At 29.5% G+C, this 15,271-nt stretch carries 12 protein-coding genes; 10 read left to right on the top strand and 2 right to left on the bottom strand.

What is annotated here, in order from left to right; translation table 11 throughout:
• The first annotated feature begins 157 nt into the window (after positions 1-157).
• From M4I33_RS14395 to M4I33_RS14355, 9 genes are all read left to right on the top strand, one after another.
• Positions 158-1,408, top strand: coding sequence for a hemolysin family protein (locus M4I33_RS14395; RefSeq protein ID WP_257917463.1), 1,251 nt, complete (start codon positions 158-160; stop codon positions 1,406-1,408).
• A 116-nt stretch (positions 1,409-1,524) separates the two neighbouring features.
• A complete protein-coding gene (locus M4I33_RS14390; RefSeq protein WP_257917462.1) occupies positions 1,525-1,971 on the top strand; it encodes a nucleoside deaminase in 447 nt (148 codons plus the stop codon).
• Positions 1,972-2,045: 74 nt separating this feature from the next.
• Positions 2,046-2,840 (top strand): prolipoprotein diacylglyceryl transferase, encoded by a 795-nt coding sequence (lgt, locus tag M4I33_RS14385; protein ID WP_257917461.1) that lies wholly within the window; start codon positions 2,046-2,048, stop codon positions 2,838-2,840.
• A gap of 187 nt (positions 2,841-3,027) precedes the next feature.
• Complete coding sequence (locus M4I33_RS14380) at positions 3,028-5,025, top strand: fructose-specific PTS transporter subunit EIIC (protein WP_257917460.1); 1,998 nt, start codon at positions 3,028-3,030, stop codon at positions 5,023-5,025.
• A gap of 68 nt (positions 5,026-5,093) precedes the next feature.
• Complete coding sequence (locus tag M4I33_RS14375) at positions 5,094-7,712, top strand: glycoside hydrolase family 38 C-terminal domain-containing protein (protein ID WP_257917459.1); 2,619 nt, start codon at positions 5,094-5,096, stop codon at positions 7,710-7,712.
• Positions 7,713-7,738: 26 nt separating this feature from the next.
• The gene (locus M4I33_RS14370) at positions 7,739-8,545 is read left to right on the top strand and encodes a MurR/RpiR family transcriptional regulator (RefSeq protein WP_257917458.1); all 807 of its coding nucleotides are present in this window, start codon (positions 7,739-7,741) and stop codon (positions 8,543-8,545) included.
• A gap of 2 nt (positions 8,546-8,547) precedes the next feature.
• A complete protein-coding gene (locus M4I33_RS14365) occupies positions 8,548-9,924 on the top strand; it encodes a glycoside hydrolase family 1 protein (protein WP_257917457.1) in 1,377 nt (458 codons plus the stop codon).
• 12 nt (positions 9,925-9,936) lie between these two features.
• Positions 9,937-10,818, top strand: a complete 882-nt coding sequence (locus M4I33_RS14360) for an ROK family protein (RefSeq protein WP_257917456.1) — start codon at positions 9,937-9,939, stop codon at positions 10,816-10,818.
• A gap of 65 nt (positions 10,819-10,883) precedes the next feature.
• Positions 10,884-11,339, top strand: coding sequence for a hypothetical protein (locus tag M4I33_RS14355; RefSeq protein ID WP_257917455.1), 456 nt, complete (start codon positions 10,884-10,886; stop codon positions 11,337-11,339).
• A 14-nt stretch (positions 11,340-11,353) separates the two neighbouring features.
• Here the strand turns inward: M4I33_RS14355 and M4I33_RS14350 are convergent, their stop codons facing one another.
• Positions 11,354-11,971 carry a DedA family protein gene (locus M4I33_RS14350; protein WP_257917453.1) on the bottom strand — a complete coding sequence of 206 codons (618 nt, stop codon included), beginning with the start codon at positions 11,969-11,971 and terminating at the stop codon, positions 11,354-11,356.
• A 183-nt stretch (positions 11,972-12,154) separates the two neighbouring features.
• Here M4I33_RS14350 and M4I33_RS14345 point away from each other — a divergent pair, with 183 nt between their 5' ends.
• On the top strand, positions 12,155-13,096 hold the full coding sequence (locus tag M4I33_RS14345) for a Gfo/Idh/MocA family protein (protein WP_257917452.1): 942 nt from the start codon (positions 12,155-12,157) through the stop codon (positions 13,094-13,096).
• Between the two features lie 30 nt (positions 13,097-13,126).
• Here M4I33_RS14345 and M4I33_RS14340 read toward each other — a convergent pair whose 3' ends face one another.
• Entirely contained in the window at positions 13,127-15,187 is a 2,061-nt protein-coding gene (locus tag M4I33_RS14340) for a methyl-accepting chemotaxis protein (protein WP_257917451.1), read from the bottom strand.
• Positions 15,188-15,271: the final 84 nt, after the last annotated feature.

Here is a 15,271-nt window from a genome sequence, read left to right as displayed (position 1 = left end):
GAGTATGAATTAAATAATAAAAGTTAAATTCCTATAACTGGTATAACTTGAATTAGATATAGTGTACAAACATATAAAAATATAATAGTATATGATATAATTAATTTTAAAATAAATGTTATAAATTACATGTTAAATTACGGGAGAGTGATTATATTTGGACTCTAGTTATACGGGGCAAATTATATTATTAGTAATATTACTTATACTTTCAGGGTTTTTCTCAATGTCTGAGACTGCTCTTATGTCTCTTAGCAAAATAAGAATTAGACATATGGTAGAAGAAGGCGTTAAGGGAGCAAAACTTGTTGAAAAGTTAACGGAAGATCCTAACAGACTTTTAGGAGCTATATTAATAGGAAACAATATAGTTAATATCGGAGCATCATCGCTATCAGCATCACTTGCTATTAGTATTTCAGGCGGAAGTGACACAGCTATTGCTATTTCAACTGCATTAATGACTGTTTTAGTTCTTATTTTTGGAGAGATTACTCCAAAATCTATAGCAAAACAAAAATCAGAAGCAGTTGCTTTAAAAGTAAGTAAGCCTGTTAGATTCTGTGTTGGATTCTTTAAACCTTTTGTTTTCATCTTTACTGCTATTTCAAGTCTTTTTATTAGACTTTTTGGTGGAGATCCTAAGGCGACAGAACCTTTTATCACAGAAGAAGAACTTAAAACTATGGTAGGCGTTAGTGAAGAAGAAGGTGTTTTAGAAGATGTTGAAAAAGAAATGATTTTCAACGTATTCGACTTTGCAGATGCTCAAGTTAAAGACATAATGGTTCAAAGAGTTGATATTTCAGCCATAGATATAAATGATGGATATGATGAGATTCTTAAAGTTATAAAAGAAGACCAATTCTCAAGAATACCAGTTTACGAAGATACTATAGATAATATAGTAGGAATTTTAAACGTTAAAGACCTTATAATAGCTGAAAGAACAGAAGGTGAATTTAAGGTTTGTGACTATATGAGAGAAGTTTTCTATACTTTTGAATTTAAAAAGATTACAGATCTATTTAACGAAATGAAAAAAGAAAGAAATCATATAGCTGTCGTGTTAGACGAGTACGGTGGAACTGTTGGTATAGTTACTATCGAAGATTTAGTTGAAGAAATAGTAGGCGAAATCGAAGACGAGTACGATAGGGAAAGAGATATGATAGAAGTAGTTAAAGAAGACGAATATATAGTCGACGGAAGTTCAAGACTTGAAGACGTAAGCGACCTTATAGGAGTCAATATGGAATCAGAAGAGATAGACTCTGTAGGAGGACTTCTTATAGATGAACTTGGTAGAATTCCAGAAGAAAAAGAAGAGATAGTAATAGATAGAATTAGATTTGTAGTAGAAGAAATAGATAAAAACAGAATAAAAAGAGTTAGAATTTATACTTAAAACGAGATAAAAAGCCCATAATTTTATGGGCTTTTTTTGTTTTGCCTAAAAGGCATGTATTAAGTTAAAATAGAAAAGTAGAAATATAATGACAAATAAAAATTCGGGGAGATAAAATGGAATTTATTAATTTAGCTATTATTGAAGGCAAGAAGGCTTACGATAAGGGAGAAGTCCCTGTTGGAGCTGTTATTGTAAGGGATGGAGAAGTTATCGGTAGGGGACACAATTTAAAAGAAACTTTGAAAAATCCTTTAGCTCACGCTGAACTTATCGCAATTAAGGATGCCTGTAAGACTTTAGGAGATTGGAGACTAAATGGAGCTGAAATATATGTAACTTTAGAACCTTGTCCTATGTGTGCTAGTGCAATAATTCAAAGTAGAATATCTAAACTTTATATTGGAACTTTTAACAAAGATATGGGGGCTTGTGGTTCTGTTGTAGATATTATAAATAACAGATATTTAAACACTAGTCTTAACGTTGAGTGGTTGTATGATGAAAAATGCAGTAACCTTATAACTAAGTTTTTTGATGAGAGAAGAAAAGAGGAGCCTTAAAAGTAATAATAAATTAATTTAACTACTAAAAAAATCTGATATATTTATAAAAAACTATTAAGGAGGGAAGACGTATGAACAATCCAGTGGCATTTCAAATAGGAAATTTTAAGGTTATGTGGTATGGGATATTAATTGCTTGTGGAATAATGCTAGCTTTTGGATTAGCATATATAAATGCTATAAAGAAGAAGCTTGACTTTGAAGTTCTGATAGATATATTTTTAATCTCTTTTCCTTGCGCTATAATTGGAGCGAGATTATATTATGTAATATTTGAGTGGAGTGACTATAAAGGAGATATACTAGAAATATTTAATATTAGACACGGAGGACTTGCGATACACGGAGGACTTATAGGCGCATTTCTAGCTGCATTTATATATACTAGAGTTAAAAAGATAAACTTTTTAGCCTATGCAGATTTAGTTGCACCATCAATAATACTTGCTCAAGGGGTAGGAAGATGGGGAAACTTTATGAATAGCGAAGCCCACGGAGGGCCTGTATCAGAAAAGTTTATTTCAAATTTCCCAAGCTTTATTCAAAGAGGGATGTATATAAACGGAGAGTACTATCATCCTACGTTTTTATACGAATCAGTATGGGATATATTAGTTTGTGTAGTTTTAATTTATATACTTTATAAAGTAAAAAGAGGGTACGAAGGCGTAGTTATAGGTTCTTATATGATTCTATATTCTTTAGGAAGATTCTTTATAGAAGGATTAAGAACTGATAGTCTTATGTTCTTTGGGCTTAGAATAGCTCAATTAGTATCTTTAGCAGGTATTATCCTTGGGGTTGTACTTATACTTATAATTTTAAAAAAGAATAAGAAAAATAATAAAGTGCTATCTTTTAGATAGTACTTTTATTTTTTATAGGTGAAAATAATTTCAAAAAAGGTTTAAAGAATGTTGTTTAAATAGAAAGTTATGAAAGTACTTTCAAAGAAAAAAGTATTTTAGAAAGCTAAATCTAAAGGCTTTAAAAATATTTACATGAAAACGTTATAGGTGCATACTAAGAATTGTAAACGGGAGGTGCTTTTAAATGAATAAAAAAATAGTAGCGATTACTGCTTGCGCAGCAGGTATTGCACATACTTATATGGCAGCAGAAAGTTTAACTAAAGCTGGCAATAAAAAGGGTTATAAAATAAAAGTTGAAACACAAGGCTCTATAGGAGCAGAAAATGTATTAACGGAAAAAGAAATAGAAGAAGCAGACGTAGTAATAGTGGCAGCAGATATCAGTATTGATTTAATGAGATTTACAGGGAAAAAAGTATTTGTTGCAAAATCAATAGATGCAATAAAGGACCCAGAAGCTTTAATAGAAAAAGCTTTTAATGAGGGAGAAGTACTTGGAGCAAAAGGGACTAAGGTTGGAAAGGTTACTTTAGGAAAAACTGATAATAAGTTTGTAACTCACATAATGAGTGGTATATCTTATATGGTACCTATGGTAATTGCAGCAGGTTTACTTTTAGCAGTAGCTAATATATTTGCATTCCAAAAAAATGATTTAGGACAAATCGTAAACTGGGGATTTGATACATCTACTCAGTTAGGATATTTTATGTCAAAACTTTTTGCAGTAGGACAAGTTGGATTTAAACTTATGATTCCTCTATTTGCAGGATTTGTTGCAAATTCAATAGCTGATAAGCCAGCTATAGCACCAGCTATGATAGGTGCATATTTAGCAAATGATCCAGAGTTTTTAGGAACTCAAACAGGCGGAGGATTTATATCAGCAATATTAGTTGCATTTATAGTTGGATACCTTGTAAAAGGGTTAAAGAAACTAAAGTGGCCAAAAATTTTACAACCATTATTAGCAATTATGATCATACCTTTAATAGCTACTTTTGTAATAACTGTAATTGTACTTTATATGATAGGTGGTCCTATAGCAGGTCTTATGGACTGGTTATATAACAGCTTAACTTACTTAAATGATACTTATTCAAGTGCACCATTTATAGTAGGGGCAGTTATTGGAGCTATGATAGGATTTGACTTTGGAGGTCCTGTTAATAAAACTGCTTTAATATTTGGAACAGCAGTATTTACAGATACTGTAGCTAAGTTTGGTATTCAAAATGCTAACTTTGTTCCAGGAACAGCAGCACAGGCTGCAATATCAGTAGCCCCACTTGGAATATGGCTTGCATCAATGTTATTTAAAAATAAGTTCACTAAAGAAGAAAAAATATCAGCAAGTTCAGCCTTTGGTATGGGTATAGTAGGGGTTACAGAAGGTGCAATACCTTTTGCAGCATCAAACCCAGTTCAAATGATTACAGCATCAGTTGCAGGTTCAGCTTTAGCTGGAGGGCTTGTAGGATTAACTGGATGTAAATTCTACGGAGGTATAGGTTCTCCACTTGGAACTTTTATAGGATATATAGAACAACCTATTCCTTTTATAACATGGATTTTATGTACTTCTGCAGGTATCTTAGTTACAGCATTAATTATTGGATTCTGGAGAAAACCAATACCAGAAAATAAGATGGATGACGAATTACAATATGAAACTGATAAAAATATCGAAGTAAATATAACAGAAGTTATAGAAGAAAAGAATTTTATAAATAAAGATGTATTTGATAAAACTCATATATATGTAGATGAAAATTCAAAAACTCAAGATGAAGCTTATAAATTTATAGCTAAAATAGCTAAAAAACACGGATACGTTAAAAGTGAAGAAGAATATTACAAAGGATTATGGAAAAGAGAAGAAGAGGCAACAACAGGTTTTAATGATGGAATAGCAATTCCACACAGTAAAAACACTACAGTAATAAAACCAGGGGTGTTCTTAATAAAATTCAAAAACGGCATAGAGTGGAATTCATTAGATGGCAAAGCTATAAAAACTGCTTTTGCACTTACAATACCAGAAGACGGTGCAGAAAATCACTTAAAAATATTAAGTGCAATAGCAACGGAGCTGATTGATGATGACTTTAGAAATAATATTGTAACTGAAACTAATAAAGATAAATTATATAAATTAGTATCACAAGTAAAGTTTTAATTAATAAAAATCCACTAAAAGTATAGCTTTTGGTGGATTTTTAAAAATAGTTTTAAGGAGAAGTAGTTATGAAAAAGGTACACGTATACTCGCATACACATTGGGATTATGAGTGGTATTTCACTGCAAATGAATCGATAATACAACTTATATATCACATGGACGAAGTAATGGATGCATTAGAAGAAGGAGTAATTCTTAATTATTTACTAGATGGACAAATGAGCATATTAGAAGAGTATTTAAAGTTTGCACCTAGTAATTTTGATAGAGTAAAAAAATTAGTAGAGGAAAAAAAGCTTATATTAGGACCTTGGTATACACAAACTGATGAACTTATTATAGATGGTGAATCTATAGCAAGAAATTTGTTTTATGGAATAAAGTCAGCTGAAAAGTTTGGAGACTATATGAAAGTTGCATACCTTCCAGATTCGTTTGGTCAAACTAAAGATTTACCAAAGATAATGAATGGTTTTGATATAAAGAGAAGCATATTTTGGAGAGGTGTATCTAAAGATGATTGCAAAAATAGAGAGTTTTTATGGAAAGGTGAAGATGGAAGTTCTCTATTAGTTTATAACATAAAAAACGGATATTTTTATGGAGGAAACTTAATTTATAGTGACGATATAGAAACAGTTGAAAACACTATATTAGATGGTGTTTCAAAAGAAAATATATTACTTCCTGTAGGGGGAGATCAAAGGTATGTTGATTTTAATATAAAAGAGAGAATAGACCTTTATAAAAATAAAACAAAAAAAGATTTAGAATATGTAGAAAGTTCATGTGAAAAATTCTTTGATGAATTAGAAAAAGAAGGGAACTTTGAAGAGGTTTTAGGGGAGTTTGTAAACCCTTCAAATTCAAAGATTCATAGGTCTATCTATTCATCAAGATACGATCATAAATATTTAAATGATAAAGTTGAGAGAATGCTAATTTATAAATTAGAGCCTCTTATGGTAATTGCACAAAACTTAGGGATAGAGCCTAAAACAGAAATGCTAGAAGCTATATGGAAGAAGCTTTTGATGAATCATGCACACGACAGTGCTTGTGGATGTAACAGTGATAAAACAAATAGAAGTATATTAAATCGACTAATAGAGGCTGATGAATTAGCTTATTCAGCTCATGATTATATAGTAAGAAAAATTAGTGAATCTTTAGAAGATAAAAAAGAAAATGATCTAATTTTAATAAATACATTACCTAAAAAAAGAAAAGTAAATTCAAAGATAACTGTAAGCACAAAGTTTAAAAACTTTAAAATAATAGATAAAAATGGTGATGAAGTGCCATATCAAATTTTAAATACTTTAAAAGAATATAGCGGTAGTATTAAAAAAGATGAAAAAGATTATGATGAAAATCTTTATTATTACGTATCTAAAATTATTATAGATAAAGAAATTTCAGGGCTTGGAATTTTGAAACTTCAAATAATCGAAGATAAAAATGAAAATATTATAAAAGAAAGTGTAATAGATTCTAGAGAAATAGAAGATAATTTCTTTAAAGTATCTTTAATAGACGGGAAAATAAATATTTTTGATAAAAGAAAAAATATGCTTTTAGAAGATTGTGTTTATATAGAGGAGTCTGGAGATGACGGAGACACTTACGATTACTCACCACCTAAAAAAGATTTATTACTTAAATTTACTTTTGAAAATTCTACAGTTTCAAAAGTAAAAGGAAATATATTTAATGAGCTAAAAATAAAAGGAAAATTTAAAGTTCCAAAGGATTTAAAAGATAGAGAAGAAGAGATTTTAAATAGTGATATAGATTATACATTAAAGATATCTTTAAATAACAGTAAAAACATAGATTTTCATTTAGAACTAGATAACGCGGCAAATGATCACAGAATGAGGGCAGTTTTAGATACAGGAATAACTAGTAAATGCAGCATTTCAGATACTGCTTTTGGAGTGATAAAAAGAGAAAATAAGCCAAAGCACTTAGATAATTGGAGAGAGCTTTTATGGAAAGAGGAGCCAACTCCTATATATCCTATGCTTCATTTTGTAGGGCTTCAAAATGAAAATTCTAGCGCTTATATCTTTAATAAAGGAATAAAAGAATACGAAATTTTAGACGACTCTAAAATAGCTTTAACTCTTTTTAGAAGCGTAGGGTATCTTGGAAAGCCAGATTTAATAAGAAGGCCTGGAGTTGCATCTGGAAACGAATTTAAATATATAGAAACTCCAGACAGTGAATTAATCAAAAAAATGAAGTTTAAATTTTCTTTATGCTTAGATGATCTTATAAGTTTAAACGAGGTTAGTGAAAGATGGAAAGATTACGCAACTACAGTTTTAGATTATCAAGTTCAAGAAATAAATAGATTTACTAATACTTTAAAGTATTTTGTTATGCATCCTTTAAGAGAAAAATTAAACCTTTCAGAGAGTTTAATAGATACAGATAAGGTAAAAGATATAAAAATTACATCAATATCACCTATAGATAAAAGCTCATATTTTATAAGATTCGTAAATAACGGTGAAGAAATTATAGATTCAGGTGAAATTTTTATAGAAAACTGTAGAAATCACCAATGGATAAATATGAATAATAAAGGTAAATCTGATAAAATTAACTATGAAGGGTATATAGACCTTGGAAGATTCAAAAAAGGTGAAATAAAAACTCTAAAAATTAATTTTTAACTTAAGATAGGGGCTGGATTTAGAAAATGAATAAAGAGATAATTTTAAGAATAACACATTCTAAGATGGAGTTTACTTACGTTGAAGAAAAGATAGCGGAATATTTTTTGGAAAATAATCCGAGTTTGCCTATAAACGAATTATCAAAAAAATTATGCGTTTCTCCAGCGTCTATAACAAGATTCTGTAAGAAAATAGGACTTAGTAATTTTAAAGAGCTTAATTATTTATATAGCGAGCATTTAAAAGATTTAGATAAATTTAGTGCTTCAAATATAGCTACAGATTTACATTCATCTTACACTAAAATATTTAGTTATATAGATAATAATTTTGAAAAAGAAAAGATAGATAAAATATGTAAATACATCTACGAAAATAGATTTATGCATATATTTGGTCTTGGGCTTAGCGCAACTGCTGCGCAAGATTTTAAATTTAGATTTTCAAGAACAGGTAAGCTTATAGAGGTAATATACGATAAAGATGCTATTGCAATGACTTGTGAACTTCTAAAAGAAGGAGATTTAGTATTTATCTTTTCTCTTAGAGGAAATAGCAGTCTAGAAAGATATGCAGAGAAGTTAAAAGAAAAAGGCGTAACTATTATATCTATAACAGGAAACAAAAATTCTAAGCTTACAAAATTATCAGATGTATTTTTACTTACAGCAAATCTTGAAGGAGAAGAATCGACTGGTATGATGTCAGCTCAGATTCCAATCCTTATACAAATAGATTTAATTTATTACTATTACGTAAGAAGATACAGCGATGTATTAGAACAATGGATTTCAACAGAAAAAGTTTTTGTGAAAGAAAAGGGGAGATAGGTATGATTAAATTTCCAGAGGATTTTTATTTTGGGAGTGCAGCTTCAGCAACTCAAACAGAGGGAGCAAATAGCGTAGACGGGAAAGGGAAAAATATTTGGGATTACTGGTATGAAACTGAAAGTTTTAGATTTCATAACAATATAGGACCGGATGTTGCGTCTACTTTTTATGAAAATTACAAAGAAGATATAAAATTATTAAAAGAAACAGGACATAACTCTTTTAGATTATCTATAAGCTGGTCAAGAATGTTTAAAGATGGCTTTGGAGAAGTTAATGAAAAAGCTGTTCAGTTTTATAACAATGTTATAGATGAAATGATAGAAAATGGAGTAGAACCTTTTGTGAACTTATTCCATTTTGATATGCCATACGAATTACAAAAAATAGGCGGATGGGAAAATAGATTAGTAGTTAGTTACTACGCAGAGTTTGCTAAAACTTGCTTTGAGTTATTTGGAGATAGAGTTAAGCATTGGTTTACGTTTAATGAGCCTATGGTTCACGTAGAGTGCGGATACTATTTAGGATACCACTATCCTTACAAAGTAGATCCTAAAGCTGCAGTTTTAGTAGCGTATCACACAGCTCTTGCAAGTGCTTTAGCTATAAAAGAATACAAAAAATTAAAGGGTGATGGAAAGATTGGTATGATAATAAACCTTTCACCATGCTACCCTAGAAGTGAATACAAAAGTGATTTAAAAGCAGCTTATATCGCTGATTTATTCTGTAATAAAAGCTTTTTAGACCCTGCTGTAAAAGGAGAGTTTACTAAAGATTTAGTAGATATAATTAAAAAGCATGATTTAATGCCAGAAGTAGATAGTGAAGACTTAAAAGATATAAAAGAAAATACTATAAACTTTTTAGGAGTAAATTATTATCAGCCTAGAAGAGTTTGTGCTAAAGCAAACCTTCCAAATCTAGAAGCTCCATTTATGCCAGAATACTATTATGATCACTACGAGATGCCAGGTAGAAAGATGAATCCTCACAGAGGCTGGGAGATTTACGAAAAAGGTATATACGATATAGCGATTAACATAAGAGATAATTATGGAAACATAGAATGGATGATAACTGAAAATGGAATGGGCGTTGAAGGCGAAGAAAAGTTTAAAGTAAATAACGAAATTCAAGATGATTATAGAATAGAATTTTATAAAGACCATTTAACTTGGCTTCACAAAGCTATGGCTGAAGGAGCGAATTGTGTAGGATATCACGTTTGGACTTTTATAGATAACTGGTCTTGGTTAAATGCTTATAAAAATAGATATGGATTAGTTTCTTTAGATTTAGACACTCAAAATAGAACTATAAAAAAGAGTGGTAAATGGTTTAAAGAACTTTCAGAAAATAAAGGGTTTTAGGGGGAAAAGTTTATGTACGCTTGTATTGATATAGGAGGAACAGCTATAAAGGTAGCTGTATCTGATAAGTTAGGAAACCTAAAGTCAAAATCAAAACTTAAAGTATCTGATAACTTTGAAGAACTATCAGACACTATAGCAAACTGGATAGAAGATATGAAAAAAGAATACGAAATAGAAGGTTTAGCTATAAGTTCTCCAGGTGCAGTAGATTCTAAGAGCGGGATAGTTGGAGGAGACAGTGCAGTTCCTTGTATCCACGGACCAAACTTTAAAGAATTATTTAAAGAAAAGACAGGCTTAAATGTTTCTATAGAAAATGATGCAAACTGCGCAGCTTTAGCAGAAGTTTTCTCAGGAAACGCTAAAGGCTTAAAAGATATGATGTTTTTAGTTTGTGGAACAGGTATAGGTGGTGCTATAGTAAGTGACGGAAAAATCCATCACGGAAAGCATTTATACGGAGGAGAATTCGGTTATATGCTTATGGAAGAAGAAGGTTCTAAATATAGAAACTTTAGTGAGTGCGCATCTACTATGTCCTTTGTAAGAAAGGTTAGAAAACACTACAATGACGATTCATATGATGGAGAGAGAATATTTAAAGAAGCTAGTTTAGGAAATGAAGTATGTATAGATGCTATAAATACCTTTTATAAAAACTTAGCTAAAGGAATATTTAACTTACAGCATATTTATGACCCTGAAATAATCCTTATAGGAGGAGGAATTAGTGAAAGAGAAGGGTTTATAGAAAGACTTGATAGTGAAATAGAAGAAATTAGAGAAAATATAGATATAAGAACAATTAAGCCTAAATTAGATATCTGTATACACAAAAATGACTCTAATCTTATAGGGGCGCTTGCAAATTACTTAAACGAATATAATTAATTTGTTAAAGAATACGAAATATCAAACGATACTTACATAATAGTAAAATTATGGAGGTATTTATTGTGGAGATAAATAAATTAAATATTAACTATAATTACAAAAAAGATAATTTGGTTACTCCAAGAATAGTAGATATTTTAAAGCCTAATAAAAAAGAAGAAAATGAAGGTAAATCTTTAATAGCACAAGTTGTTAAAGAAAATATAAAATCAGAAAAACTTGCAAAAAAGCTAGCAAGTGGTAAGACTTTAACTGAGGAAGAATTAAATTATTTAAAATCTAAAAAGCCAGATTTATTAAAAAAGGCTAGAGATTTAAATAATAAGAGAGTTTCTTTAGAAAGCGATTTAAGATCCGCTAAAACTAAAGAAGAGATAGAATTTATAATAAAAAAAGCTAAGGGCGAAGCTATACAATGTATGAGCTCAAAAAGTGAGGTTAATTTTATTGTAGGTAAGATTCAGTTAGATCTTATTGAGAAGGCAAAAGAAAAAAATAGAATAAATATTTTAATATAAAAAAAGAAAGAGTTTTAAACTCTTTCTTTTTTCTTATAAAATTTCTTTACTAAAAATACTATAATTATTATTAAAACTAAACCTATAGCTACTATACTGTATTCTCCAAGGATTTTATTTATTAATTCTTTATTTTCACCAAGGAAATATCCTATAGAAATAAGGAAAGTATTCCAGATAAGTATTCCTCCTAAAGAATAAAGTAAAAAGTGTGATAAGTTAAGTTTTATACTTCCAACAACTAAAGATATGTAAGTTCTAGTTAAAGGAAGAAGTCTTGTAAAAAATATAGATGTCTTTTGATATTTATTTATTAAATGGTTTATTTTTTCTATACTTTTTCTAGAGCCTTTGAATTTTTCTTGTATTTTATCTAGTAAAATAGACCCTCCGAAATAACCTATGTAATAGCATGTTATAGAACCTAAAATTCCTGCGATTACACTAACGGTTAAAGCGCCTATAAAGGTTACGTTACCTGTAGCTGCTAAAAGCCCTACAAAAGGTAATATAACTTCACTAGGAAGAGGAAAACAAGCATACTCTAGATATACGGCTAGGAATATTCCAAGGTATCCAAAGTTACCAATAATATTTAAAATAGTATCCACAAAATTATTAATTAAATCCACAGTTAATCTCCTTAATATAAATGTTTATGTAATTATAAATCATAAATGTTAAAAATAGGTTAGAACAGAGTTAAAAGTAAAATTTACATATATAATTTTTGATAAATGTATTAAAACGTTGTCATTATTTTGATAATGTGTAAAATAGATAATATAAAATCTATTATAAAGGGGAGAAAAATTATGAAACTTGGAATAATAGGAGCAGGGTACATAGTAGATGAATTTTTAAAAAACTCTAAAGGTATAGAAAACTTAGAGATAGTTTCGTGCTTTTCAAGAACTTTTTCTAAAGCAAAAGATATCTCTGAAAAATACGGTATAAAAAATCCTTGCAAAACTTTAGAAGAATTATTAGATTCAGGTATAGACAGTATCTATATAGCATCACATAGCAATTCTCATTTAGAGTATTCTACTATAGCTATAGAAAGAGGGCTAAACGTACTTTGTGAAAAACCAGTTACAACAAACTCTAAAGAACTAAGCAAAGTTTTAAGTTTAGCAGAAGAAAAGGGCATAGTTTATATGGAAGCTATGAGACTTATTTATATGCCATCATACTTAAAGCTTAAAGAACTTTTAAAGAGTGAGCATTTTGGAAAAATAATAAGAATAGAAACTAGTGCCGGAAGAATATCTAGTAGATTATACAGACATACTCTAGATTTAACTGGAGGGGCTTTAATGGACCTTGGAGTATACTGTATATACGCTATAGTTGATCTCTTAGGAGAGCCTAATAAAATCTTAGCTGAAGCGCTAAAACTAGATACAGGGGTAGATTCTTCTACTACTGCTATTTTAAAATATAAAGATGCTATAGCTACTATGTATTGCACTTGCATTTCTCAAAGTAGAGGAGAACTGCAAGTGTTATGCGAAAGAGGAACTATAACACTTAAAGATTTCAGTATAGCAGATACTATAATATTAAGAGATATAGATAATAATATAGAAACTATAAAAACTGAAAAGATATCTACAGGTATGGCATACGAGATAGAAGCATTCGTAGATAAAGTAGCTTTAAAAGAAAATAAGGATAATAATTTATCACTTAAAGTTATGAAAACTTTAGATTCAATAAGGGAAAAGATAGAACTTAAATATCCTAATGAATAAGAAAAGAGAGGCTTTAAAACCTCTCTTTTCTTATTTTACTTTAAATTGTTCAACTTTATTTCTAACATCTTCAGCTGTGCATTGTAATTCTTCTGCACTTTGGTTTATAGTTTCAAATGTTGAATCTTGCTCGCTAGCGGAAGCATTAACTTCTTCTGTTATTGCAGCTATTTGTTGAGATGCACTTGAAACTTCTGAAATTGCAAGAAGTACTTCTTCTTTTCTGTTATTTACAGTTGAAATTTCTGAAGAAATTTGTTTAGTTATTTCAACCATCTTACCTAAAGAACTTTCCATTTCTTTAAAGGAATCTTCCATTATATTAAATGAAGTATGTTCGTTTATACTTAGTTCTTCAGTAGAACTTAAAGTTTTTTGAGTATCTACTACTAAATTATCTATTTCAGAAATTATTTTACTTATATTTTCTGTAGCTTTTTGAGTATCATTTGATAGATTTCTTATCTCATCTGATACAACAGCAAATCCTTTTCCAGCCTCACCAGCTCTTGCAGCTTCAATAGCAGCATTAAGTGATAAAAGGTTAGTTTGTTCTGCAATTTGGTTTATTACATTTAAGAAATTAGAAATATTATTTACTCCCTTTAATAAATCATCTATAGTAGATTTTAAATTACTAAAGCTTCTTGCAGAATCTTTTTTAGAGACTATAAGATTTTCTATGTTGTTATTATTTTGAACTAGTGTATCTACTACGTTATTACTTTGATTTATCATAATTTTATTATGTGAATCTAAAGAGTTAACGGCAGACTCTAAATCTTTTGTTTGTTCTTCGCATTTTTGAGCTTGCATAGCTGAATCTGTAATTCTTTCAGTTATATTATTAATAGCAAGAGTTATCTCGTTATTAGTTGCCGTAACTTCCTCGTTTATTGCAGAAAGATTGCTTGATTGGTCAGTTACATTATTTACTGAAGCTTGTACATCAGTTAATACGTTAGATAAGTTTTCTAAAGTATCATTAAGCTCATTTGCAAGTGATTCTATTTCATCACCAGTTTTTATATCATTAATCCTAAAGCTTAAATCTCCCTTTGAAAGAAGGCTTATATAGTCTTTAAGTTTCTTTATTGGGTTTGAAAAACTCTTTGCAAGGAAGAATGTAATAATTAGTGCAATTATTAAAATTACAGCTGCTACTAGGTTTGAGGCTAAAGATATTTTATTTATAGGTGCATAAAAATCTTTAACTATACCAGTAGAGTATACGTGCCACCCAGTTGAAGGCATAGTAGTTGTTAATGCCATTTTTTCTTGCCCGTTTAATGTATAGTTAACTCTTGATACGTTGTTATTATTTTCATCTTTTACAGCCTTATCTTCACCAAAGTCGATTTTTTGACCGATTAAATCTTTGTTTGAGTTATAAATCATAACGCCGTTTTCATCAGTTAAACATACATTGAATGTACCTTTATCATAAGGTGATAATAATGGTTTATAAGCTTCAGAAACTACATCTTTACATATAACTCCTATAAAATTACCATCTTTATCTGTCATTCTTCTAGCTACAACATTAATATAATTTCCAGACTCATTTGATTTAAGAAGGCTTGATATGTAAGTATCTTTTCCAGATTGGATTTCTTTAAAATACTTTCTATCGGAAACGTTTCTTAAAAGTCCAGTTTCATCTGAAGAAGCAACTATTACCCCATCTTTATTTATTAAATACTGTGATTCTATATGAGCTTTTTCAGTATCTTTTTTAAATATAGAGTCTATTTTCTTTTGAGTTTTTGAAGCATTAGAATCTGATTTTTTTAAATCATTAATATTCACTTTTGCAAAGTTTGTGAAGTTTTGATCGTATAAAAAGCCGTTAAGTTCAACAGCTTCACTTTTTAGATAAAACCCAAGTGATTCAGAAATACCAGTTACGTCCGATTCAAATGTTTTTATTATTTGATTGGTTTGTTCCTTTTTCACTAGGTTAAATGTTAGTTGAGATGTAGCAATTTGACTTAAAATTAGTAAAATCCCTACAATCATAAGAAATTTGGTTTGAATTGATTTTGTCACTTTAAAGTCCTTTAGTTTATTAAAACTTTTACCCTTAAACATTAATATACTCCTCGTTAATTATTTTAAATTATAATACAAGAATAAATTATATTATAAAATTTATTAAAAAATCAATTAACAAGG

This window comes from Clostridium sp. LY3-2 (genome assembly GCF_024705715.1).
Lineage (GTDB): Bacteria > Bacillota > Clostridia > Clostridiales > Clostridiaceae > Clostridium.
Note: the sequence above shows the minus strand (reverse complement) of the source record. Positions and strands in the feature narration are given on the sequence as shown.

Excerpts from the sequence above, each read along its gene's own strand:
- M4I33_RS14390 (WP_257917462.1), top strand. The coding sequence starts at position 1,525 with ATGGAATTTATTAATTTAGCTATTATTGAAGGCAAGAAGGCTTACGAT.
- lgt (WP_257917461.1), top strand. The coding sequence starts at position 2,046 with ATGAACAATCCAGTGGCATTTCAAATAGGAAATTTTAAGGTTATGTGG.
- M4I33_RS14380 (WP_257917460.1), top strand. The coding sequence starts at position 3,028 with ATGAATAAAAAAATAGTAGCGATTACTGCTTGCGCAGCAGGTATTGCA.
- M4I33_RS14375 (WP_257917459.1), top strand. The coding sequence starts at position 5,094 with ATGAAAAAGGTACACGTATACTCGCATACACATTGGGATTATGAGTGG.
- M4I33_RS14370 (WP_257917458.1), top strand. The coding sequence starts at position 7,739 with ATGAATAAAGAGATAATTTTAAGAATAACACATTCTAAGATGGAGTTT.
- M4I33_RS14365 (WP_257917457.1), top strand. The coding sequence starts at position 8,548 with ATGATTAAATTTCCAGAGGATTTTTATTTTGGGAGTGCAGCTTCAGCA.
- M4I33_RS14360 (WP_257917456.1), top strand. The coding sequence starts at position 9,937 with ATGTACGCTTGTATTGATATAGGAGGAACAGCTATAAAGGTAGCTGTA.
- M4I33_RS14345 (WP_257917452.1), top strand. The coding sequence starts at position 12,155 with ATGAAACTTGGAATAATAGGAGCAGGGTACATAGTAGATGAATTTTTA.
- M4I33_RS14340 (WP_257917451.1), bottom strand. The coding sequence starts at position 15,187 with ATGTTTAAGGGTAAAAGTTTTAATAAACTAAAGGACTTTAAAGTGACA.